We start from the raw sequence: 21,700 nt of genomic DNA, 5'->3' as shown, positions 1-21,700 counted from the left end.
GAGGGGTGCCCCGCGGATCAGCCGCGAGGAAGAATCCGGCGGCGCCCCGGATCGGCCGATCGGCCACCCGCCTGCCTGCCTCAGTCCTCCGGCCGGAACGCCGCGACCAGCTCGGCGGCCGGGCCCGGGCGGGCCGACGCGAAACCCGTGCCCGCCCACAGGTGCAGGGCCCCGGTGTCGCCCGCCTTCGCGGCCGCCGCCCGGATCGGCGCGGTCAGGTGGTGGATCGCGGGGTACCCGATCGGCGCGGCGGCCGAGTAGGCGTCGGTGAAGCGGTTGCGCAGGCCGCGGGCCGGCTGGCCGGTGAACGCGCGGGTCACGACGGTCTCGCGGTGGTCGCCCGAGCGGATCGCGCGGCGGTGGGCGTCGCGCGTGCCGGCCTCGCCGGCCAGCAGGAACGCGGTGCCGCACTGCACGGCCGTCGCGCCGGCCGCCAGGAGGTCCCGTACGCCGGCAGCCGAGGCCACTCCCCCGGCCGCGACGACCGGTACGTCGCTGACGGCCCGCACCGCGCGGAGCACCTCGGCCGCGGTCGTGGCGCCCCGGTAACCGGCCGGGTCGGTGGTGGCCGAGTGACCACCGGCCGCGCCGGCCTGGGCGATCAGCGCGTCGGGCCCTACGGCCACCGCCCGTTGCGCCTCGAGGGCGTCGGTCACCGTGACCAGGACGGCGCATCCCGCCGCCCGCAGGGCCCGCACGACCGGTTCCGGGGGTACGCCGAACGTGAAGCTGACCAGCGGCACGGCGTACGCCACGGCCAGCTCCACCTTGTCGGCGAAGTGGTCGTCGTCGGTCAGCCGGAGCGCGGGCAGCTCGATGCCGTACCGGTCGGCCTCGGGTTGCAGCACAGCCCGGTACCGCTCCAGCGGCTCGACGTCGGCGGGCGGCGGGACCGGGACGAAGATGTTCAGCCCGTACGGGATCCCGGCGCCGCGTACGGCCCGGAGCTCGTCCTCCACGGCGGCGGGCGTCTTGTAGCCGGCGGCGAGGAACGCGGTGGCGCCGGCCCGGGAGGCGGCGGTGACCAGGGCGGGTGTGGAGGGGCCGCCGGCCATCGGGGCGACGACGAGGGGACGGATCAGCTCACGCATGCCCCGATCCTCCCCCGGATCGTCAGCTCCCGGGCCGGCGCGCCCCTCGGTAGCCGCGGCCGATCAGCCAGTGACCGCCGGCGTACAGCCCCACCGCGCCCGCCACCAGCGCGACCTGCACGTACCAGTGCCGCAGCGGGCCGTCCGAGAACGTGCCGGCCAGCACGAGGCCCTTGACCACCAGCGCCGCCAGGAGCAGGACCGCCCCCTCGGCGATGTACCCGCGGTGCGCCCGCTTGTGCTTCTCGATGTCGTTCATGGCGTCGATGATCGCCGGTTGCGGCGCCGGGCCGCATCGGCCCGGGGTCGGGCTTCCCGGCCCCCGGGGCTTGAACCCGGGATATAGCCGGCCGTCAGCTGTCGGCGATCCAGCTGGGGTTGGCCTGCAGGAACGCCGGCACGGTGTCGTCCTTGACCGACCGCAGCAACTCCATCGTCGTGTCGCTGAGCACCTCGACGCTGCCGATGCCGGGCACCGACTCGCTGTTGAACTTGCCGTCGTTGGTCTTGATGGTGATCAGGTCGTCCGGGTTGGTGTTGCGCATCGCGAACGCCCAGTCCTCCAGCGAGATGCCGCCGTTGTCGACCGTCATCGTCTTGCCGATGGCGGTGATCAGCTTGGGCAGCTTCGTCGGCGAGTTGAAGCCGTCGTGCACGGCCTGCTTGAGGATCGCCTTCAGCAGCTGCTGCTGGTGGCGCTGCCGGCCGTAGTCGGAGTCCCGGTTCGCCAGCAGGTCGCGCTGGCGGGCGAAGTCCAGCGCCTCCACCGGGGTGAGGCAGTGGTTGCCCTTCTTGTAGAAGTTGGCGGTCACCCCGGGCACCTTGCGGGGGTTGAGGCCGGCCGCATCGGTCTTGTACGGCACCGCCTGCTTCCCGTCCGCGGTGTGGCCGATGTGGATCGAGGTGACGTCCTCGTCGACGTACATGCAGACCTTGCCGAGGACGTTCACGACGTCCTTGAAGCCGCCGAAGTCGATGATCGCGCCGGCGTCCGGGGTGATGCCGGTGAGCCGCTTGACGGTCAGCGCGAGCAGCTCGAAGCCGTGCGCCTCGGCCTCCTGCCCCTCGAGCCCCCGGCTGCCGAAGGCGAACGCCGAGTTGATCTTGTTCCGGCCGCCCCGGTACGGCTGCTTGCCGTTGTCGTACGCCGGGATCTCGACGTAGCTGTCCCGCGGCAGCGACACGAGGTATGCCCGCGAGTGGTCCGCGGGCAGGTGCAGCAGGATGATCGAGTCGGAGCGGCTCGGCTCCTTGTTCTTCCAGCTCGGCCGGGTGTCGAGGCCGACGAGCAGGATGTTCTTCGCGCCCTTGATGTCGGCGTGCTTGCGGTCGGCGGCGGACCGGGCCCCGCCGATCAGGTTCTCCTGGTCGACCGCGCCGGTGGCGGAGCTGAGCACCAGGTTGGCCCCGACGAGCGAGCCCCCGCTGAGCACCATCAGCACCACGCCGACGGTGAGCAGCCACCGGGCCCACGACGGGGAACGGCGGCCGGCACGCGAAGTCTTCCTCACGGCTGTCCCTCCGGCCTTCACACGGGTGACCCGCAGACGGGGTGCCGACTCGCGGCGGGCGGAATGGTAGCTCACGTTCCTGAATACCTGCTGCGGCGCCGGACCCCGGTACCCTCGGCGGCGATGCGTACCAAGGGGCAGCTCACCGAGGACATCCGGACCGGACGGCGGGCGGCGCTGGTGGTCAACGCGCACTCGCGGCGCGGCGGCCGGCTGCACCACGACGCCCGCGCGCGGCTGCTCGCGGCCGGGTTCACGCTGCTCGGCGACCATCCCGCCGAGCGGCCCGGCGAGCTCGAGGAGAGCCTGGAGGCCGCGATCGGCCTGGGCCCGGACCTGCTCGTCGCGGGCGGCGGGGACGGCACGATCAGCACCGCCGCGCGGATGCTGGCGCACCGCGACATCGCGCTCGGGCTGCTGCCGCTGGGCACGACCAACAACTTCGCGCGTACGGTCGGGGTCCCGCTGGGCCTCGACGCGGCGGTCGCCACGCTCACCGAGGGCACGGTCGTCGACGTCGATCTGGGCCTGGCGGGCGACATGGCGTTCACCAACCACGTCGGCGTGGGCCTGTCCGCCGACGTCATGAGCAACGCGCCGCGCCGCCTGAAGCGCCTCGCCGGGCGGTACGCGTACCCGCTGACGGCGCTCGCCCTGCTGGCCCGGCACCGCCCGCTGCGGGCCCGGGTGCGCGCCGCCGGCAGCGAGCACGAGTTCCTGACCCACCAGCTGTACGTGGCCAACGGCGGCTTCCACGCGGGCCGCCCGATCACGGCGGACGCCGACGCGGACGACCGGCTGCTCGTGGCGTACCCGGTGGGCGGCGGCACCCGGCGCGGGCTGCTGCGCGAGACCGCCCGCAACACGGCGACCGGGCACCGCCGCACGCTGCGCGACGAGCCGTTCCTCGCGGTCGGCGAGCTGTGGCTGGAGACGGACCGCCCGGCGCGGGTCGAGGTCGACGGCGAACCGTGCGGCCGCACCCCCATCCGCGTCGGCGTCGACCCCAACGCGCTGCGCATCATGGCGCCGCCCGGCACCGTCGACCGCTGACCCTCAGTCGCCGTACCGGTGCTGCCTCGTGCCCACCCACGCGTCGTCGTACTGGCCGCCGCCCGCGGAGAGCACGGTGTTCTCCTCGTCGCCCGGCCTGTAGTCGACGAGGTACATCTTCGGCTTGCGCGGGTCGTTCATGCGGTTCTCGAGGCGTTCGACGGCCGCCAGCCGGCTGTTCACCGCGGCGAGCTCCTGCCGCTGCGGGTCCGGGCCGTCCGACGGATCCGGTGGCGACGCGGTGCCGTTGGCGAGCAGCGCCTGCTGGTCGATGAGCGAGGCCTTCTCGCGCGCGAGCAGGATGCGGTTGGCGGTGTCGCGGTCCTCGCTCGGCAGCCCTTCCGCGGCGCCGTACACCTCGGGTTGCTCGGTGATGAGCCGTTCCTTCTCGAGCGGATGTGCGTAGTGCCAGACGGCCGCCTGGCTGACCGGCACCTTCGTCGCGAAGACGCTCTGCGAGACCGGGTCGACCTGCTCGGACCAGTGCAGCTCGGAGGGCAGCGACAGCCACTCGCCGACCGAGGAGCTCTGCCGGTCGAGCTCGGCGCGCGTCCGGCGGTCGGCGTCGTCCGCCAGCCGCAGGATCTCCGAGATCTGCGCGGCGTACGCGTCCACACCGGCCCGCGACTCCGCCGCCACGGTGGCCAGCGGCGCCGTGACCGTGCCCGACTGCAGGTCGACGGTGAGCCCGGCGGCGCGCGCCTCGTCGACGACGCCGCGCAGCATCCGCTGGCAGTGCGCGATGTCGTCGGCGAAACCGCGCAACGCGTCAGCGATGCAGGCGCACTTCACATGCGCATTGCCGATCTGGGTCCGCAGCTTCGCGACCCGTTCCTGCGCGGCGGGCGCGTCGTCGCCGCTCCAGTGGTACGGCAGGTCCCGCGTCTCCGCGCCGAGATCACCGACCGTGGTGTCGATCGCGTCGACGAGCGCGAGCCAGCGGTCCGCGACGCCGCGCAGCGCACCCGTGTCGGCGTCGACGAGCGCGTGCAGGGTGATGGCCATCAGTGGATCTGCCGCAGCTGCCGGGCGGTCAGCTCGTCGTACGCCCGGTAGTCGGCGGCGGTCCGTCTGAGGTCGTCGCCGTAGCGCCGGACGTCGTCGGCCAGCTGCTGGAGCTCAAGGGCCCAGGTGTCCGCGGTGGCGACCATCTGGGAACAGGTGATCGAGCCCTCGACGGCGTGCTGCCCCTGACCGGACCAGCCCTGGACGCGCCGGGAGGTGTCCCGCAGGCGCTCGGCCACCCCGCCGACGGCATCGCCCATCCTGGTCAGCCCCGGTACGTCGATCTCCGTCCTCGGCACATCAGCCTCCCCATCGATGTCCGCTGCCGTCCTGGCACCGTACCGGGAACGGCTCAGGCGGCGATCGACGGGAGGAGCGTCTCCGCGCCGGCCCAGATGCGGGTCGAGTTGTGCGAGTGCACCGCGGCGCTGGAGTAGTACGTGTCGTTGTGGCCCTGCAGCGCGTTGAGCCGGCGGTAGAAGCCGCCCGCGATCGCCTCCGGGCTCACGTGCAGCTCGAACGGGGTGTGGCTGGAGAACACCTCGAGGTCCTCGAAGCGGACCGGGTAGGTGCCCGCGCGGGCGAGGCGTTCGATCTCGACGCGGATGTCGCGCCGCACCTGCGCCTCGGGCAGCGGCTCCGGGCTGCCGTACTTGACGTTGTAGAGGCCGGGGATGCCGGTCGGGCTGAGCCCGTACAGGCCGGGCAGCGGCGGCAGGTTGTACGGCGTGTCCGCGGCGACGTTCTCGAGGCTGAGGCCCTCGGGCAGCCCGGACAGCCGGACCACGCCGGTGTAGTAGGCGCCGCTGACGAACTGGCCGAACACCGACCGCTCGGTGGCGTCGAGGTCGAAGCCGGCGAAGTTCCGCAGCAGCGGCGGGCAGGTCACCACGAGCTTGCGGGCCACGATGAGGCGCAGGCCCTCCGGCGTGGCGACGAGCACGCGCACGCCGCGCCCGGAGCGGTCGACGCGCAGCACGTGCGACTCGAGCAGCACGTCGTCGCCGAGGTGGGCGGTGGCGCGCTCGTACAGCAGGCTGTTGTCGTGGGCCGCGGTCGTGAGGAACGAACGGTCCATGATGTTGCGGACCACGCCCTGACCGAACGTGTTGACGGAGTACAGCGCGGGCAGCCGCAGGATGTCGCCGATGCCCTGGCCGTAGTTGAACACCAGCGGCACGACCGAGCCGAGGTCGTACTTGCGCACGAAGTCGGCGAACGGCGCCACGAGATCGTGCGGCACCGGGTCCGGCAGGTCGATGACGGCGTCGATGGGCCCGTACCGGCTGATGAGGTCGTAGTAGGTGCCGAGCGCGGTGGGGGCAGGCGGCGTGTAGCCGACCGGGCGGCCGGTGCGGAAGTCGACGAACGCGGTGTCGCCGCCGAACCCGCCGAGCCCGGTCAGCTCCAGCCCGAAGCGGCCGAAGTGGCGGTGCACCAGCGGGTCGTCCTCGAAGACGATCACTCCGATGTCGACCGTGCCGCCGGTGGCCGGGTCGTGGTACGTCTCGGTGTGCCCGCCCAGCCGGTCCTTCGTCTCCACGACGGCGACGCTGCGGCCGAGGTCGCCCAGGCGCACGGCCACGTACGTGCCGGCCGAGCCGCCGCCGATGACGCAGACGTCGCGGCGCAGCACATGGGCGTCCGGGATGCCGGCGGCGATGCCGGACGCCGCGGCGGCCGCGCCCGGCGACGTCACGGAGGCGGCGACGGACCCGGCCGCCGTCGCTCCCATCAGGGCGAGCATCCGCTTACGGGTCATTCCCACGGCAGTTTCCTCTCGGCGGTGGACGGGCCGGCCAGCCCACCCTATGCCGATCCATCCACTGTGGAAATGTCAGGCGGCTGACACCTCCCGCTCGGCGATCCGCGGCCAGCCCCGCACGTCGGAGGGCTCCCGGCCGGCCGGTCCCACGTAGTCCGCGGACGGCCGGATGATCTTCGCCAGCCGCTTCTGCTCGAGGATGTGCGCGCTCCAGCCGGCCGTACGCGCGCACGTGAACAGCGGCGTGAACAGCTCGGCGGGCACCCGGGCGAAGTCGAGGACGACCGCCGCCCAGAACTCGACGTTGGTCTCCAGGACCCGGTCCGGCTTGCGTTCGCGCAGCTCGGCCAGCGCGGCTTCCTCCAGCGCGAGCGCCACCTCGTACCGGGGCGCCCGCAGCTCCTTCGCCGCGGCGCGCAGGATCCGGGCGCGGGGGTCCTCGGCGCGGTAGATGGCGTGCCCGAAGCCCATCAGCCGGCGGCCGCTGTCGAGCACCTGGCGGACGTACCCGCGCGGGTCGCCGCTGCGCTCCACCGCTTCCACCATGCCGAGCGCCCGCGCGGGCGCGCCGCCGTGCAGCGGGCCGGACAGCGACGCCACCGCGCCGGACAGGGCCGCCGCGACGTCCGTGCCGGTGCTGGCGATGACCCGGGCGGTGAAGGTGGACGCGTTCATGCCGTGCTCGGCGGCGCAGACCCAGTAGCGGTCGACGGCCTCGGCGTGCCGCGGGTCCGGGTCGCCCTGCCAACCGATCATGAAGCGCTCGGCGGCGGTGCGCCCCTCGTCGACACGCCGCTGCGGCACGGCCGGCCGGTCCGCGCCGCGGGCCGCCTGGGCCACGAACGACAGCATCATGGCCGACACCCGGGACACGTCCTCGCGCGCCTGCTCGTCGCCGATGTCGATGAGCGGCTGCAGACCCCAGTGCGGCGCGAGCATCGCCGTGGCCGCCTGCAGATCCACCCGGATGTCGCCGGAGCCCACCGGCAAGGCGTACGGCTCGGCCGGCGGCAGCGGGCGGTCGAGGTCGCCGTCGACGAGCAGCCCCCACACGTCGGCGAAACCGGCCCGCCCGACGAGCTTCTCCACGTCCACCCCGCGGTAGCGCAGGGCCCCTCCATCCCGGTCGGGCTCGGCGATCTGGGTGTCGAAGGCGACTACTCCGGCGAGGCCCGGTTGCACGGTCATCATGCGCCCACTGTCGGACCGGCACAGTCAACTTGTCAATGTTGATTCAGTCAATATGAAAAGATGACCACATGGGTACGGAGCGGCTGCTGACCACGGACGACGTGGCGACGCACCTCGGCGTGAAGAAGTCGACCGTGTACGCGTACGTGAGCCGCGGCCTGCTGACGAGCCGGCGCAACGGCAGCGGCAAGGAGAGCCTGTTCAGCGAGGCGGACGTCCGCGCGTTCGCCGCGCAGCGCCGCCGCGGGACCGGGGCCGCCGACCCGGCCGGCTCCCCCGCGATCCACACCGGCATCACGCTGATCACCGGCGAGGCGCTGTACTACCGCAGCTTCGACGCCGACGTCCTCGCCCGGCGCGAGTCCTTCGAGTCCGTGGCCGCTCTGCTGTGGACCGGCACGCTGCGGCACGAGGAATTCCCGCCCGACCCGGACCTGCGGGCGCTCGCCGAGGCCGTGACCGCGCCGCTGCCCGCCCCGGCCCGGCTGACCGACCGGCTACGGGTCATCGTGGCCGCCGCGGGCGCCGCGGACCGGCTGCGCTTCGACACGACACCGGCGGCCGTGGTCGCCACCGGCCGGACGATGCTGGCGACGATGGTGTCGGCCCTCCCGGCCCGGTCGAGCGAGCCGGCGGCACCGGGCCCGCACCCGTTCGCCAGCGCGCTGTGGAGCAGGCTGAGCGCCGAGCCGTCCACACCGGACCGCGTCGCCGCCCTGAACGCCGCGCTCGTGCTGCTCGCCGACCACGACCTGGCGGCTTCCACGTACGCGGCCCGGGTGGCGGCGTCGACCCGGGCGCACCCGTACGCGGTGGTCAGCGCGGGCCTGGCGACGCTCGACGGACCGCTGCACGGAGCGGCGAGCGGCCTGGTCGTCGAGATGCTGACCGCCGCGGCCCGCTCCGGCGACGCCCTCGGCGCCGTCTCCGAACGGATGCGGTCCGCCGGCGGCGTGCCCGGATTCGGCCACCCGCTCTACCCGGACGGCGACCCGCGAGCCGCCACCCTGCTCGACCTCGTCTCCCGGCTCACCCCGGCCGGGCCGGCGCTGCGGACCGCCCTCGACGTCGCCGCCACGATGAACTCCAGAGCCGGCATCCGGCCCAACGTGGACTTCGCCCTGGCGGCGTTCACACTGTCCACCGGCATGCCCCCGGACGCCGGCGAGGCGATCTTCGCGACGGCGCGGACGGCGGGGTGGCTCGCGCACGCGATCGAGGAGTACGCCGACCAGCCGAGCCGCTTCCGCCCCAGCGGCCGCTACGCCGGCCTCCCACCCCACGAGTAACGGCCCCCGAAACGCCGCGCCGATCGGCTACTTCGCTCCGCCCCGCTGCCCGGTCGTGCGCGAATGCTCGGGAGACCGAGCGCCATTGGCCGGTGAACGCCTTCTCATGCCGATGAGATTGCACAGAGCGAACGGGATTCGACGTATGTGAAACGCCGAAGGGCCGCGACCGAAAATGGGCTTCCATTCTCGCGACGTCGTCACGCCCGACTGATTCCCATCGTCGACAGTGTCGACGTGTCTGGCATGACGCCGTTCCCGGCGCATGTTTTCTCTCCACGGCGGCGGCACACCTCATTTTGCCTCGACAGATGGTGTTCGGTGTCAATGCCGTGAGGCCTGTCGATGATTGCACCGGCTCGGGCGCCGCGATACTGGACACCGCCGCCGGGTCGGCCGCGGCCGGGTCGGGACTGCCGCCTGCCCGGCCGGGGCCCGCGTCGGTGTCGGCCGCGCCGAGTGGTGGGCATTCACGTGCCGGACAGGTTTCACCTGCGCGAACCGGACCGGAGTCGGGCCGCCGTGGTGATGCTGCATCGCGGTGTTCCCTCGGCGCCGCCGGACTGCGGGGACTCACCGGCCGCTGCGTGCCATGACCGCCGGAGCGACGGAGCTTGGCGGCGTGCCTGAGCGCCAATCCGTACGCCCGCCGACGGGCATGCTCGCGGCGAAACTCCTCCCGGGCGGGAGAATGGCGACGTGACGCGGTCCGATCGCGCATCGCTTCTAATTCCGCCGACGAGAACAACTGAAGCTGCCGCATTCGATAATTGTTCCGCAACGGCACTCGAAGCGGCACTCGACGATCTTCCCAAGAAAGCGAGGCTGGTCACATGGACATCGGCTGCACAATCTTTGGACCGGCCTCCGGCCGGCGGGAGGGATGCCTTCGGGCGGCGAGGAGCCCAGGTTCATCTGCCGCAGACAGTTCGGGTGGTCATGGGCGGTGGTCTGAGACGTCATCGTCGGCCCTGAACACCTGTCCCAAGATGGAGGCCAAGTGGCGGTAGTCCTCCATGAGCGGCCCCACCAAGCGCCGGTCGGGCTCGAAGGCATCACGCAGACCCTTGGCGAGGTCTTCCAGCCGCTGTTCCCAGGCCCCGGTGGCCTTCTGGTTCCTGCGCTCGAACGAATGCCAGCGTCGCCAGCCGGACTCGATGACTTCGTCAGCGGTCTCCGGCCTGACAACAGGCGACCCCTCCTTGTGGAGGTCATGCATCGCATCGCGGGCCGAGGACCGTGTTGCAGGCGGCATCTCCATGAGGGCCAGTATCGCCGCCGTGCGCGTTGCAGCCTCTGCCGAGGCACGACGTGATGCGGCCTGACGTGGCCGTTCCGGCCTGGCGTGGTGCTCGGCGCCGCCGGGGTCCGGCAAGCCTGTGCCCGGCCTCGTGGCCGTCCCGCGCGCCCTGTCCGTCAGACAGCGGCGACGGAAACCGGCAGGAAGGCACATGGATGGCGGAGAACCGTACGGCACCGGGCGACGCGTTGCAGCGGTGGTGGGAGCGGGTGGCGGCCGGCGGCACGGTGGATCGCGCCGCCCTCGACGCGGCGATCGAGCAGGGGTGGCGGACGGTGGACAGCGGGGCCGGCGGGGATCTCGAGGAGCGGCAGCTCGCGGTCGCCCATCAGGATCGGTGGGAACGGGATCGCGCCTGTTTCGCGGACGCCGACCGGGCCATCGCCCTGTGGCGGCGGGTGCTCGGCCGGCAGCCCGGTGAGGGGTACGCCGCCCTGCTGTGCGGCCGGCTGCTGGCGTTCCGGGCCGAGCGCACCCGCGACCCGGGCGACATGGCCGAGGCCGTACGGCTCGCCGACATCGCGACCCGGGCGCTCGACGACGCCGGCTCCTGGTACGTGTCGGGCTGGGCCCATCTGGTCCGCGCGTTCAGCGGCGGGCAACCCGACGGCCTCGGTGAGGCGCTGAGCCGGTTCGGCACCGCTCTGCGCCGCGGCCCCGACGACAACCTGCGCTGCGTCATCGTCCGTGATCAGCTGCGCGCCTCCTTCAGCCGGTACGGGCAGGGCCGGCTCGGCCGGGCGGAGCTGCGGGACCTGGTCGAGGGTGGACACGCCCTGCTCGACGCGCCCGGCGACGCCGACGTGCCCGATCAGGCGCTGCTGGCGGGAACCCTGGCCATGATCGAGATCGGCATCGCCGCGCCCGAGGGCCGGGCCAGCGGCTTCGCCCGCTGCCGCGCCCTTCTCGCCCGGTATCGCGACGTCGAGCTGCCCGACCCGCACCTGCGCGCCGAGCTGGACAGCGCCCAGGCCCAGCTCGACCACTTCGCCGGCACGAGCGGCGACCGGGACCGGGGCGTCACCGCGGTCGGCCGGCTCGCCGCGTCCGACCGGTTCTCCCCCGACCAGCGCGACACCATCGCCGGGCAGCTCGCCCTCATGCGTACCGGCCGGGCCGTCGAGGAGGGCGACCTCGCCGCCCTGGACACGGCCATCGAGCAGCTCCGGACCGGGCCGGACCGGGCCGCGCGGGCCCTGGCCGCGGCCCTGACGTCGGTCCGCGAGGCCGGGCGGCTCGCCGAGGCGGGCGACGAGACGGCGGCCGCTGCCGCGCTGGCCCGTGCCCGGCGGGAGCTGCCCGGCGACGACCCGGCGGCGGAGGTGCTGGGCGTCATGCTCGCCCACCTGACCGGTGGCCGGTCGCCCGTCGGGGGCGACACCCCCGCCACGGCCGCCGTACGCTTCACCGCCCTCGCCGCCGAGGTGCGCGCGGCCGCGGCCCGCGGCGACATCGCGACGCTGCGCCGGCTCGCCGCCACTGCCGGTCCGCTCGCCGACCGGATCCCGGACGCCTATCCGATGCTGAAGGTTCCCGCGCTGAGCACCGCGGGAACGGCCGAGGTGGAGGTGGCCCGCCGCGACCCGGCCGACCACGCCGCCGCGGCGCGGGCCACCGCCCGGCTCGCCGCGGCCTGCGCGCTGGCGGGCGGACCGCACCACGCGCTCTGGCCGCAGCTGGCCATCGCCCACGGGCATGCCCTGCGGCTGGGCGACCGGCCCGATCGGGCCCGCAGCCGGGCGACCGGCCGGTCCGCCCTGCTCGCCCTGACCTGGCAGGCGCTGGTCCAGGCGGACACCGGGCGCGCGCTCGAAGCGGCGGCCGCGGCCGGGCGGCATGTCCGTACCGTCGCGGCCTGGTGCGCCGAGGACGCCGGTGATCCCGCCGCCGCCGACGACCTGGTCGCGGTCCTCGACGCCGGGCGGGGGCTCGCGCTGAACGCCGCCACCGCCTCCCGGTCCATGCCGGAGCGGCTGGCCGCGGCCGGTCACCCCGGACTCGCGCAGGCGTGGCGGGACACCGGCGGTGCGGGTGGGACACCCGACGACAATCTGCGCGTACGGGCCCTGCACGCGCTCACGGCCGGCTCGGACGTGTTCACCGCTCCCGGCCCGGCCGAGATCCGGCGGGCGCTGAGCGCGACCGGTGCCGACGCGCTGGTCCATCTGGTCCCGGCCGACGACGCCCGCCCCGGCATGGCCGTGGTCGTACCCGTCGCCGGCCGGGTACGCGTCCTGCCCCTGCCCGGCCTGCGGGCCGGGCACGCGCCCACCGGCTGGACCCGCGCCGCGAGGGATCTGGCCCCGGCGGGGGGCGGGGGGACGGCCGGCGGCCACGCCTTCGACGAGGTGTGCCGGTGGGCGTGGACAGCCGCGATGGGACCGCTCACCGAGCTCGCCGAGGGCTGGCACCTGCGGCGGCCGGCCCGGCTCGTGCTCGTCCCGACCGGGGCGCTCAGCCTGGTGCCCTGGCACGCCGCGTACGACGGGCGGCACTACGCGATCGAGCGACTCGTGATCTCGTACGGTGTCTCCGCCCGGATGTTCTGCGCCTCGGCCGGGACGCCACCGCGCTCGCCGCGGGCCGCGCTCATCGTCGGCGACCCGGGCGGCGACCTGCCGCACGCCGCCGCCGAGGCCCGCGCGGTCCACCGCGACTTCCATCCCGCCGGCACGCTGATGCCGCACGCCACCGCCGAGGACGTGCTGACGTGGATCGCCGAGCCGGGGCGCGGGCCGTCGCTGCTGCACCTGGCCTGTCACGGGTACGTCGACCGGGACCGCCCGGCCGACGCCCGCCTCGCCCTCGCCGGCGGCGACCTGCCGGTGCTGCGACTGCTCGCCCACGCCCGCTCGGCCGGGCTCGACCTCGACCGGGTGGTGCTGTCCGCCTGCTCGACCGGGGCGGCCGGCTCGCTGCACGACGAGGCGATCAGCCTCGCGACCGCATTCCTGGCCGGCGGGGCGCACACCGTCTTCGGCTCGCTGTGGGCCGTCCCGGACGCGGACACGGCGAAGCTCATGTACGCGCTGCACCACCAGCTCACCGTGCGCGGCCGGCCGCCTGCGGACGCGTTGCGCCTGGCCCAGCTCGCCATGCTGGAGCCCGCGCGCGAGCCGCTGCCGGACCTGCCGCCGGAGCTGTCCACGGCCGGGACGGCGGGGCCTCAGGGCTGGGCGGCCTTCGTGCACATGGGCCGGTGAGCACCGTCCGGATCCGTCATGGTTCGGGCGACGACGGAAGCTTCAGCCGCTCGATGACGGTCGCGTTCTTGTCGGAGGGTCATGTCACCATCCCTGTCATGCACGAGATCGTCACCGCGGCGCTGGTTCGCGAAGGCCGGGTCCTGCTCGTCCACCGGAGCGCGGCCCGGCACGTCCACCCGGACGTGTGGGACCTGCCCGGCGGGCACGTCGAGGCGGGTGAGACGGAGCTGGCCGCGCTCGCCAGGGAGATGCACGAGGAGCTGGGCGTGCGGATAGCGACCGGCTCGGCGATCCACCTGTGCCGGCTGCGGGTGGGCGGCGGCGAGGATTCCGTGGGGTTCAGCGCCTGGATGGTCGGCGAGTGGGAGGGGACACCGGCGAACGCCGCTCCCGAGGAACACGACGAGATCCGTTGGTTCCGGCCGGAGGAGATGCCTGCGCTCATCCACGAGCCCGTCGGCGCGGCGGTGGCCGCCGCAATTCGCGGTACGGACGGGACCAAAGCCCATAGTTTCGAGGTAGTCCGGCGTCATAACCTGCAGGCGTGATGAGCACCGCCACCCGTCCCGCTCGCCGGCGTACCGTCCGGCAGTTCGTACCGCCGCAGCACGGGGCGTGGGCGATGCTGCTGGTGCCGTACCTGGCCGGGGTTCTCGCGGCCGGCTTCCGGGTGCCGGACCTGCCGCTGCTGGGCGCCTGGGCAGCCGGGTATCTGTTCTCGTACTTCGCCCTGCAGGCGCTCAAGACTCGCCGCCCGCAGCGCTACCGCGAGCAGCTCCTGTGGTACGGGTCCGGCACCGCCGCGCTCGCCCTCCCGGTGCTGGTGACCTCGCCGCAGGTGCTGCTCTTCGCCCCCGCGTACGCGGCCCTGATCGCGGTCAACGCCTGGTACGCCCACCGCCGCCGGGAACGGGCGCTGCTCAACGACCTCGCGTCGGTCGTGCAGAGCTGTCTCATGGTGTTCGTGGTGGCGGCGGTGGCCGGGCAGGCGCCGGGACGGGTGTGGGTCCCGTTCCTGGTCGTGCTGATGTACTTCGCCGGCACGGTGCTCTACGTCAAGACGATGATCCGCGAGCGCGGCAGCCGGGCGTACCGGCACGCGTCGGTGGCGTACCACGCCGTGGCGCTGGTGGTCGCGGCGACGCTGGGGCCGGTCCAGGCGGCCGTCTTCGCGCTGCTGCTGGCGCGCGCCTGGGGGCTGGCGGGGCGGCCGCTCAGCCCGAAACAGGTGGGGCTCATCGAGATCGGCGCCACCGTGCTGGTGCTCGTGGCGGCGCTCGCCTGACTGTGCCCGTACCTGAAAAAGGTCTCTACGACGCGATGCCGCGACGGGGGTCGGGGTAGACCGCGTCGAACGTGCTCAGCCAGCGCACCTGCTCGCGCGGCGGTATGCCGCAGCCGCGCAGGAAGGCGACCAGCGAGTCGCGCCGCGGCACGGTGCGGCCGGTGACCAGGTTGTGGACCGTGGCGCGGGAGATCGGCGTGCCCGCGTCCGTGCTGCGCCGCGCCACGCTGTCCAGCGACCGCCGGCAAGCGATCATGAGGGCGCGCAGGCGGCGGGCGAACTCGTGCGGCGTGGCGGCGCCGGTGGGGTCCGGGGGTGCTGTCGTGATGCTGGTGACCGGGTTCATGGCTGGTAAAACTCCGTCGGGGCCGGCTGTGCGGGGGCGGGTGGCCATCGCCCATGCTGCGGCGGGCCCCGGAGCCGAAACAAGAACGCGGCCGCGTACGAGTTCTACAGCGGCAGCCACTCGATGCCCGTGGTGACCTCCGCGAGGATCTCCGGCAGCGGCTCCACGCCCAGCCCCGGCCCGGACGGCACCGCGAGGTGTCCCCCGTCCAGCACGAACGGCTCGGTCAGGTCGGTGCGGAAGTAGCGGCCGGACGCGGACGTGTCGCCGGGCAGGGTGAAGCCCGGCAGCGCGGCGAGCGCCACGTTGGCCGCGCGGCCCAGGCCGGTCTCCAGCATCCCGCCGCACCAGACCGGTACGCCGTGCGCCGCGCAGACGTCGTGGATGCGCCGCGACTCCAGGTAGCCACCCACCCGGCCGGGCTTGACGTTGACGATGCCGCAGGCGCCGAGCCGGATGGCGTCGGCCGCCGCGCGGGCCGAGGTGATCGACTCGTCGAGGCAGATCGGCGTCCGTACCCGCGAAGCCAGATCGGCGTGCCCGACGATGTCCTCCTCGTCCAGCGGCTGTTCGATGAGCAGCAGGTCGAACGGGTCGAGCGCGGCCAGCAGCGGGGCGTCCGCCCGGGTGTACGCCGTGTTCGCGTCGACCTGCAGCAGCACGTCGCCGCCGAAGCGCTCGCGGACGGCGCGGACCGGCGCCACGTCCCAGCCGGGCTGGATCTTCAGCTTGATCCGCAGGTAGCCCTCGGCCAGGTAGCCGTCCACGGCGTCGAGCAGCTCACCGATCGAGTCCATGATGCCGACGGACACCCCGCAGGGCACGCGGTCGCGTACCGCGCCCAGCTCCCGTGACAGCGGGCGGCCGGCGGCGCGCAGCTCCGCGTCCAGGATCGCGGTCTCCAGCGCCGCCTTGGCCATCCGGTGGCCCTTGAAGCGGTGCAGGGCCGGGGCCACCGCGGCGGCGTCGGCGGGCGGGTCCGCGGCCAGCGCCGGGACGAGGAAGCGGCGCAGCACGTCCGCGACCGCCTCGGTGTACTCGCTGGAGTAGAGCGGGTCGGCCATCGCCACGCACTCGCCCCAGCCCTCGGCGTCCTCCGCGACGGCGCGGACCAGCAGCACCTCGCGGCCGGTCTGGGTGCCGAAGGAGGTGCGGAACGGCGCCACCAGGGGCATCCGTACGCGGCGCAGCTCGAAACCGGTCAGCTTCACGAGGTCCCCCCGTCGCGGGCGGGGCGGGTGACGACGTACCACCCCGCTCGGTCGAATCCCTGCACCGTGGCCCCCTCGGCCAGCAGCGTCCCCAGCGTCTCCCGTACCGCCAGCCGCCAGCGCCGGGCCCGCGCCGCGTCGGTACGCCGCAGCGCCTCGACGTCCGGCGGTACGGCCACCAGCACGGTGTCGCCGTCGGGCCGCCCCGGCACCGGTTCCCCGTCCGGGGAGCGGTCCAGGCCGATCACGGCGCCCGAGCAGGTCAGGTCGGCGACGCTCCACCGTGGTACGACCCCCGCGCCGGCCTGCCGTACCCGGGGCGCGGCCAGCTCCCAGCGCACCAGCAGCCGGTCGGTGTCGTCGCCGCCGTTCACGCCGTCCTGCATGCCCCCGTAGAAGTCGGTCAGGTACTGCACCGGTACACCGCCGAGCTTGACCAGGTTGAAGTACGCGTTGCGGCTGACCAGCGGGTCGAACGTCCAGGTGACGGTGTCGACGCCGTGGCCGAGCGCCCACGCGCGCTGGTGCAGCTTCAGCGCCCGGCCGACGCTGCGGCCCATCGCGGCGGGGGCGACCCCGGCGATGTGGCTGTGCAGTTCCCGCTGGGCGGGCGGGGCGAAGAAGCCGACGCAGGCGCCCACCATGCCGGAGTCGTCGAACGCGCCGGCGACGTAGCTGCCGGCCTTGCTCAGCGCGCGCAGCAGCTCCGGGGTGACCAGCGGGGTCGCCGGATCGGGCCGCCAGATGGCCGAGAACAGCCGGTCCACCTGCCGCAGCTCGCTCAGCTCGGTCAGCACACGGACCCGCACACCCGCGGCGCCGGCGGCTGCGTCCGCTGCCGCCTCCGCCTCACCGGGCCGGGCCAGCACGCCGGTGTGGTCGCTCACGACGACACCGCATCCGGGTACGCGGACAGCACCGTACGCTCACCGGCGAGCAGGTCGGCCGTCAGCGCGGCGACCAGCGCGGCCCGCCGCGGCAGCTCAGCCACCACGACGTGCTCGCTGTCGGCGTGCGCGCCGCCGCCGACCGCGCCGAGCCCGTCGAGGGTGGGCGTGCCGACCCCGGCGGTGAGGTTGCCGTCGGAGGCCCCGCCCACAGCGGCCCTGGCCGGCGCCGGGATGCCCAGGCGGCGCGCCACCGCGACGGCACGCTCGTACAGTGCCGCGGACGCGGTCGCTTCCAGCGGTGGACGGTTCGGCCCGCCGTCCAGCTGGAGGCGGGCGCCGGGCAGCACCGCGACCAGCGCCCGCATCGCCCGGTCCACCCGCTGCTGCTCGTCGCGGTCGGCGACCCGGACGTCGACGGCGGTCTCGCCCTCGGCCGGAACCGTGTTGATGGTGGTGCCGGCGGCCAGCGCGGTGGGCACGACCGTGGTGCCGCGGCTCGGGTCGGCCAGCGCCTGGATCGCGAGGATCTGGTGCGCCAGCTCCACCGAGGCGTTCACGCCGCGATGGGGTTCCAGCCCGGCGTGGGCGGCGCGGCCCCGCACCCGCAGCTGGTACATCGACACGCCCTTGCGTTCGGTCTTCAGCGCGCCACCGTCGGCCGACGCCTCCAGCACCAGCGCCGCCGCGCACCCGGTCGCCGCCGACTCGATCAGCTCCCGGGAGCTCGGCGCCCCGAGCTCCTCGTCGCCGGTGATCAGCACGGTCACGCCGGCGCGGTCCGGCAGCTGCGCGACGGCGTGCAACGCCTGCACCACGCCCGCCTTCATGTCGAAGCAGCCGGGGCCGCGCAGGACGCCGCCGGTGACCGTGAACGGGCGGGTCCGCAGCGAGCCGACCGGCCAGACCGTGTCGTGGTGCCCGGAGATCAGCACCCGCGGCGGGCCGTCGCCGAAGCGCCAGCGCAGATGCGTACGCCCCTGCAGCACGATGCGCTCGGGCTCGGCGCCCAGCAGCCGGGCGCCCGTCCCGGCGACCACGTCGGCGCTGCGGGCCACCGCGACCACGTCGTGCGACGGCGACTCGCAGGTCACCAGCCGCTCGATGTCGGCGAGCATCTCCGGCAACCGCCGGGTGAGCCGGTCCAGCACCGTCATCTCAGGCCACCTTGGGGGTCGCGCGGACGCCGAGGTGCACGTAGCGCTCCCCGGTGGGCAGGCGGTAGAAGGTCACCGGGATCCACGTGCCGCTCTCGGGCAGGCGTACGGCGAATCGGCCGGCCGAGACCGGCACCAGGTCCAGCTCCTGGACCGGGTCCGGGGTGAGCTCGGCCAGCGGCCCGGTGACCGTCATCCGCAGCCGGGGGCCGTCGGCGCCGTCGAGCACCTCGATGCGGGAGCCGGCCCGCTCGTACGTGCCCAGGTGCTCGGGCAGGTTCGCGTCCACGGGCTCCGCCGGCGGCGCGAACGGCTCGGGCATCCGGACCCCGGCCACCTCGGCCAGGATCTCCGAGTACAGGTCCTGGTAGAGGCCGCGGCCGTCGTCGATGTTGGTCAGCAGCGCGATCGCCAGCCCCTGCTCGGGCAGCAGCCGCAGGAACGCCGCCTGGCCGATGGTGTTGCCGTCGTGGCCGACCAGCCGCCGGCCGTCCCAGCCGAACCGGATCCAGCCCAGCCCCCACGAGTCGCCGAGCACGTCCTTGTCCGGCAGCTCGACCTGCTCGGTGGCCATCTCCGCGGCGGCGGCCTCGCTGAGCAGCCGGGTGCCGTCGGGCGCCAGGCCGCCGCTGAGGTGCAGGCGGGCGAAGCGCAGCAGGTCGGCCGCGGTCGCGTTGATCAGCCCGGCCGGCCCCATCGAGCGCGGCAGCATCCACACCGGGGTCCGGACCGGACCGTCCGGCCCCGAGCTGTGCCCGGCGGCCGTACGGTGCAGCAGCGCCTCCTCCGGCAGCGTCCCGGTACGCCGCAGCCCGAGCGGCTCGCTCAGCCGCCTGCGGACGGCCTCGTCCCACGTGCCGCCGGTGAGCTTCTCGATGACCCGCCCGGCCAGCACGTACCCGGAGTTGCAGTACGACCAGGTGGCGCCCAGCGGGTGGTTCTGCGCGACGTCGGCGAGCCCGGCCACGTACTTCTCGACGCAGTCGTCGCCGCGGCCGGTGTCGGTGAAGACGTCGCCGTCGATGCCGCTGGTGTGGGTGAGCAGGTGCCGCATCGTCACCTTCGCCGCGACGCCCGGGTCGGACAGCCGCAGCTCCGGGAGCACGTCCACGATCGGCGCGTCGAGCTCGAGCTTGCCGTCGTCGACGAGCTGCAGGGCCAGCGTCGCCGTCCACACCTTGCTGATCGAGCCGATCTGGAACACCGAGTCGGTGGTGGTCGCGACGCCCGAGTCGGCGTTGACGACCCCGTACGCGGCCTCGACCAGCTCGTCCTCGCCGCCCGCTCGCAGCCGCAGCACGCCGAGCACGGCCCCGGGCACCCGGTGCCGCTCGGCGAGCGCGGCCAGCCGGCGCTGCCAGTGGGCGGCGTCGAGCGGGGGCGGGCGGTGCCCGGTGTGGCGGCGTACCCACTCGGCGACGCGGCGGTTGTAGTCGAGGCGCTGCGACGGCGGTCCGTCCACGATGACCAGGTGCGACGCGCCGGGGTAGAGCACCAGCTCGGCCGGGATCCGGCGTTCGCGCAGCGCGGTGTACCACTGCTGGGCCTGCCCGGCCGGGCAGCGCACGTCGGCCTCGCCGTGCAGGATCAGCGTCGGCGTCGCGACCTCGCCGACCCAGGTCATCGGCGACATGGCGGCGTACCGGTCCGGGTGCTGCCAGGGTGGGCCGCCCAGCTCGTACGCCGCCAGGAACGCCCCGTCGTCGGACGTGCCGGCCATGCTGGCGAGGTCGCTGACCACGCCCCCGGCCACCGCGGCGGCGAACCGCTCGTCGTGCGCGGTCAGGTAGCAGGTCATGTAGCCGCCGTAGCTGTAGCCGGTCACCGCCAGCCGCTGCGGGTCGGCGACGCCCTCGGCGACCAGGTCGTCGATCGGCTCGAGGAAGTCGGCGGCGTCGGCCTCGCCCCAGGCGCCCTGGGTGGCGGTGAAGAACCGCTCGCCGTAGCCGTCGCTGGCCCGCGGGTTGAGCAGCAGCACCGCCCAGCCGTCGGCGACGAGCTCCTGGTGGTAGAGGTGCACGTCGTCGGCGGCGCCGTTCCACGCGTTGTGCGGGCCGCCGTGGATGTCCAGCAGCAGCGGGCCCGGGCCCTGCGCCTCGGGGTCGCGGATCAGCCAGCCGTGCACGACCGTGCCGTCGGCGATGGTGAACTCGCGTTCCTCGCGCGGGAACAGCTCCACATCGGTGTCGCCACCGCCGGTCAGCACCGTTTCCCCGCCGCCGGCCACGTCGACCGTCACCACGTCGCCGTACGAGGCGGGGGTCGCGAGCACCACGGCGGCTTGCGCACCGGCCACGGACAACCCGGACACGACGCGGCCGGCCCCCGCCACCACCGGGCGCGGGTCGCCGCCGGCCGCGTCGACGGCGTACACGTGGGTGCAGCCGCGGTCGCGTACGCAGAACAGCAGCGTCGCGCCGTCGGCGGTGAACTGTGGCGTCCCGCCCGGGTAACCGGGTGCGCCCGGCATCACGTTGCGATCGAGCCCCGCGGCCAGGTCGCGCACCTCGCCCCCGTCGAGCGGTACGCGCAGCAGCCGGGCGTGCCCGACCGGGTCACCGGTCATCCCGACGACGATCAGCGCCTGTCCGTCCGGCGTCCAGGTCACGGTGCTGCCGAAGCCGTCCCGCAGCCCTGCCACGCGCGGCCGGGCGTGCCGGTCGTCCACCTCGAGCACGTGCACGGGTGCCCGCGCGACCAGGTCGGCGTCGGGCGCGGTGGCGGCGGTGAACGCGAGCCGGGTGGAGTCCGGCGACCAGGCGGGGTCGCCGGCGTGCCAGTCGCCGTCGGTCAGCTGCCGGCACCGGCCGGTCGTGACGTCGACGAGGAAGAGGTGCTTGCGCATGCCGCGCAGCAGGCCGGTGCCGTCGGCCTGGTAGTCGAGCCGGTCGATCACCACGGGGGCGTGCGTGCGGCGGCGCCCGGCCGCGCCGGCGTCCTCGCCCGGGGCGGCGGTGATGTCCACGGCCGCCGCGAAGGCGATCCGGGTGCCGTCAGGGCTCCACACCGGCCGGCCCGCACCGAGCGGCAGGTCGGTGAGCCGCTCCGGCTCACCGCCGGCGGCCGGCAGCAGCCACACCTGCGCGGGGCCGTCGCCCGCGCGCAGGAAGGCGAGCCGGCTGCCGTCCGGTGACCACGCCGGCGCGGTGTCGGCCGGGCCGCGGGTGAGCCGGCGCGGGTCGCTGCCGTCCCCGGCGCACCAGAGCTCGTACCGGACGCGATCGGCGTCGGCGTCGGCGGTGCACCGCACGTACGCGACCCGGCCGTCGTGGGACAGCGCCGGCTGCGCGGGCACGGTCAGGGCCAGGAGATCCTCGATGCGCTGGCGACGCGGCACGGCACCCTCCTCCAAGGGTCGTCGGCTTCCTTGCGCGAAGCCTGCCCGGTGCCGTGGTGCGGTGTC

At 74.4% G+C, this 21,700-nt stretch carries 18 protein-coding genes; 5 read left to right on the top strand and 13 right to left on the bottom strand.

The window, feature by feature from the left end; translation table 11 throughout:
* Positions 1–80: 80 nt before the first annotated feature.
* The 3 genes from COUCH_RS16995 to COUCH_RS16985 form a co-directional block, all read right to left on the bottom strand.
* Positions 81–1,091 carry a nitronate monooxygenase gene (locus COUCH_RS16995; RefSeq protein WP_249613061.1) on the bottom strand — a complete coding sequence of 337 codons (1,011 nt, stop codon included), beginning with the start codon at positions 1,089–1,091 and terminating at the stop codon, positions 81–83.
* Positions 1,092–1,113: 22 nt separating this feature from the next.
* The gene (locus COUCH_RS16990) at positions 1,114–1,350 is read right to left on the bottom strand and encodes a hypothetical protein (protein ID WP_249613060.1); all 237 of its coding nucleotides are present in this window, start codon (positions 1,348–1,350) and stop codon (positions 1,114–1,116) included.
* Between the two features lie 94 nt (positions 1,351–1,444).
* Positions 1,445–2,602, bottom strand: coding sequence for an LCP family protein (locus tag COUCH_RS16985; RefSeq protein ID WP_249613059.1), 1,158 nt, complete (start codon positions 2,600–2,602; stop codon positions 1,445–1,447).
* Positions 2,603–2,725: 123 nt separating this feature from the next.
* On the opposite strand from COUCH_RS16985, the gene COUCH_RS16980 reads away from it, so the two are divergent.
* Entirely contained in the window at positions 2,726–3,655 is a 930-nt protein-coding gene (locus COUCH_RS16980) for a diacylglycerol/lipid kinase family protein (protein ID WP_249613058.1), read from the top strand.
* Positions 3,656–3,658: 3 nt separating this feature from the next.
* Here COUCH_RS16980 and COUCH_RS16975 read toward each other — a convergent pair whose 3' ends face one another.
* From COUCH_RS16975 to COUCH_RS16960, 4 genes are all read right to left on the bottom strand, one after another.
* Positions 3,659–4,660 (bottom strand): WXG100 family type VII secretion target, encoded by a 1,002-nt coding sequence (locus tag COUCH_RS16975; RefSeq protein WP_249613057.1) that lies wholly within the window; start codon positions 4,658–4,660, stop codon positions 3,659–3,661.
* Positions 4,660–4,959: a hypothetical protein gene (locus COUCH_RS16970; RefSeq protein WP_249613056.1), complete on the bottom strand. Its 300-nt coding sequence runs from the start codon at positions 4,957–4,959 to the stop codon at positions 4,660–4,662. The genes COUCH_RS16975 and COUCH_RS16970 overlap by 1 nt, the downstream gene beginning before the upstream one ends.
* Positions 4,960–5,012: 53 nt before the next feature.
* Complete coding sequence (locus tag COUCH_RS16965; protein ID WP_249613725.1) at positions 5,013–6,422, bottom strand: FAD-dependent oxidoreductase; 1,410 nt, start codon at positions 6,420–6,422, stop codon at positions 5,013–5,015.
* 75 nt (positions 6,423–6,497) lie between these two features.
* Complete coding sequence (locus COUCH_RS16960) at positions 6,498–7,616, bottom strand: citrate synthase 2 (RefSeq protein ID WP_249613055.1); 1,119 nt, start codon at positions 7,614–7,616, stop codon at positions 6,498–6,500.
* A 68-nt stretch (positions 7,617–7,684) separates the two neighbouring features.
* Between COUCH_RS16960 and COUCH_RS16955 the strand changes: the two genes are divergently transcribed.
* Entirely contained in the window at positions 7,685–8,905 is a 1,221-nt protein-coding gene (locus COUCH_RS16955) for a citrate synthase family protein (RefSeq protein WP_249613054.1), read from the top strand.
* A gap of 937 nt (positions 8,906–9,842) precedes the next feature.
* Here COUCH_RS16955 and COUCH_RS16950 read toward each other — a convergent pair.
* On the bottom strand, positions 9,843–10,166 hold the full coding sequence (locus COUCH_RS16950; RefSeq protein ID WP_249613053.1) for a hypothetical protein: 324 nt from the start codon (positions 10,164–10,166) through the stop codon (positions 9,843–9,845).
* Positions 10,167–10,360: 194 nt separating this feature from the next.
* Between COUCH_RS16950 and COUCH_RS16945 the strand changes: the two genes are divergently transcribed.
* The 3 genes from COUCH_RS16945 to COUCH_RS16935 all read left to right on the top strand — a co-directional run bounded on the left by COUCH_RS16945 (position 10,361) and on the right by COUCH_RS16935 (position 14,696).
* Positions 10,361–13,408 carry a CHAT domain-containing protein gene (locus COUCH_RS16945; RefSeq protein WP_249613052.1) on the top strand — a complete coding sequence of 1,016 codons (3,048 nt, stop codon included), beginning with the start codon at positions 10,361–10,363 and terminating at the stop codon, positions 13,406–13,408.
* A gap of 98 nt (positions 13,409–13,506) precedes the next feature.
* Positions 13,507–13,959 (top strand): NUDIX domain-containing protein, encoded by a 453-nt coding sequence (locus COUCH_RS16940; RefSeq protein ID WP_249613051.1) that lies wholly within the window; start codon positions 13,507–13,509, stop codon positions 13,957–13,959.
* Positions 13,959–14,696 carry a YwiC-like family protein gene (locus tag COUCH_RS16935; RefSeq protein ID WP_249613724.1) on the top strand — a complete coding sequence of 246 codons (738 nt, stop codon included), beginning with the start codon at positions 13,959–13,961 and terminating at the stop codon, positions 14,694–14,696. The genes COUCH_RS16940 and COUCH_RS16935 overlap by 1 nt, the downstream gene beginning before the upstream one ends.
* A gap of 25 nt (positions 14,697–14,721) precedes the next feature.
* Here the strand turns inward: COUCH_RS16935 and COUCH_RS16930 are convergent, their stop codons facing one another.
* From COUCH_RS16930 to COUCH_RS16910, 5 genes are all read right to left on the bottom strand, one after another.
* Positions 14,722–15,042 (bottom strand): helix-turn-helix domain-containing protein, encoded by a 321-nt coding sequence (locus tag COUCH_RS16930; protein ID WP_249613050.1) that lies wholly within the window; start codon positions 15,040–15,042, stop codon positions 14,722–14,724.
* A gap of 104 nt (positions 15,043–15,146) precedes the next feature.
* Positions 15,147–16,253, bottom strand: coding sequence for an o-succinylbenzoate synthase (gene menC / locus COUCH_RS16925; protein WP_249613049.1), 1,107 nt, complete (start codon positions 16,251–16,253; stop codon positions 15,147–15,149).
* Complete coding sequence (locus COUCH_RS16920; RefSeq protein WP_249613048.1) at positions 16,250–17,140, bottom strand: GNAT family N-acetyltransferase; 891 nt, start codon at positions 17,138–17,140, stop codon at positions 16,250–16,252. Before COUCH_RS16920 ends, menC begins: the two co-directional genes overlap by 4 nt.
* Entirely contained in the window at positions 17,137–18,297 is a 1,161-nt protein-coding gene (locus tag COUCH_RS16915) for a M20 family metallopeptidase (protein ID WP_249613047.1), read from the bottom strand. The genes COUCH_RS16920 and COUCH_RS16915 overlap by 4 nt, the downstream gene beginning before the upstream one ends.
* Before the next feature lies 1 nt (position 18,298).
* A complete protein-coding gene (locus COUCH_RS16910) occupies positions 18,299–21,634 on the bottom strand; it encodes a serine hydrolase (protein WP_249613046.1) in 3,336 nt (1,111 codons plus the stop codon).
* Positions 21,635–21,700: the final 66 nt, after the last annotated feature.

Source organism: Couchioplanes caeruleus, assembly GCF_023499255.1.
GTDB classification, from domain to species: Bacteria; Actinomycetota; Actinomycetes; order Mycobacteriales; family Micromonosporaceae; genus Actinoplanes; species Actinoplanes caeruleus_A.
Note: the sequence above shows the minus strand (reverse complement) of the source record. Positions and strands in the feature narration are given on the sequence as shown.

What these genes read in the sequence shown, in the direction of transcription:
- COUCH_RS16955 (WP_249613054.1), top strand. Translation starts at nt 7,685, where the DNA reads ATGGGTACGGAGCGGCTGCTGACCACGGACGACGTGGCGACGCACCTC.
- COUCH_RS16960 (WP_249613055.1), bottom strand. Translation starts at nt 7,616, where the DNA reads ATGATGACCGTGCAACCGGGCCTCGCCGGAGTAGTCGCCTTCGACACC.
- COUCH_RS16990 (WP_249613060.1), bottom strand. Translation starts at nt 1,350, where the DNA reads ATGAACGACATCGAGAAGCACAAGCGGGCGCACCGCGGGTACATCGCC.
- COUCH_RS16965 (WP_249613725.1), bottom strand. Translation starts at nt 6,422, where the DNA reads ATGACCCGTAAGCGGATGCTCGCCCTGATGGGAGCGACGGCGGCCGGG.
- COUCH_RS16995 (WP_249613061.1), bottom strand. Translation starts at nt 1,091, where the DNA reads ATGCGTGAGCTGATCCGTCCCCTCGTCGTCGCCCCGATGGCCGGCGGC.
- COUCH_RS16930 (WP_249613050.1), bottom strand. Translation starts at nt 15,042, where the DNA reads ATGAACCCGGTCACCAGCATCACGACAGCACCCCCGGACCCCACCGGC.
- COUCH_RS16975 (WP_249613057.1), bottom strand. Translation starts at nt 4,660, where the DNA reads ATGGCCATCACCCTGCACGCGCTCGTCGACGCCGACACGGGTGCGCTG.
- COUCH_RS16950 (WP_249613053.1), bottom strand. Translation starts at nt 10,166, where the DNA reads ATGGAGATGCCGCCTGCAACACGGTCCTCGGCCCGCGATGCGATGCAT.
- COUCH_RS16980 (WP_249613058.1), top strand. Translation starts at nt 2,726, where the DNA reads ATGCGTACCAAGGGGCAGCTCACCGAGGACATCCGGACCGGACGGCGG.
- COUCH_RS16915 (WP_249613047.1), bottom strand. Translation starts at nt 18,297, where the DNA reads ATGACGGTGCTGGACCGGCTCACCCGGCGGTTGCCGGAGATGCTCGCC.
- COUCH_RS16945 (WP_249613052.1), top strand. Translation starts at nt 10,361, where the DNA reads ATGGCGGAGAACCGTACGGCACCGGGCGACGCGTTGCAGCGGTGGTGG.
- COUCH_RS16935 (WP_249613724.1), top strand. Translation starts at nt 13,959, where the DNA reads ATGAGCACCGCCACCCGTCCCGCTCGCCGGCGTACCGTCCGGCAGTTC.
- COUCH_RS16940 (WP_249613051.1), top strand. Translation starts at nt 13,507, where the DNA reads ATGCACGAGATCGTCACCGCGGCGCTGGTTCGCGAAGGCCGGGTCCTG.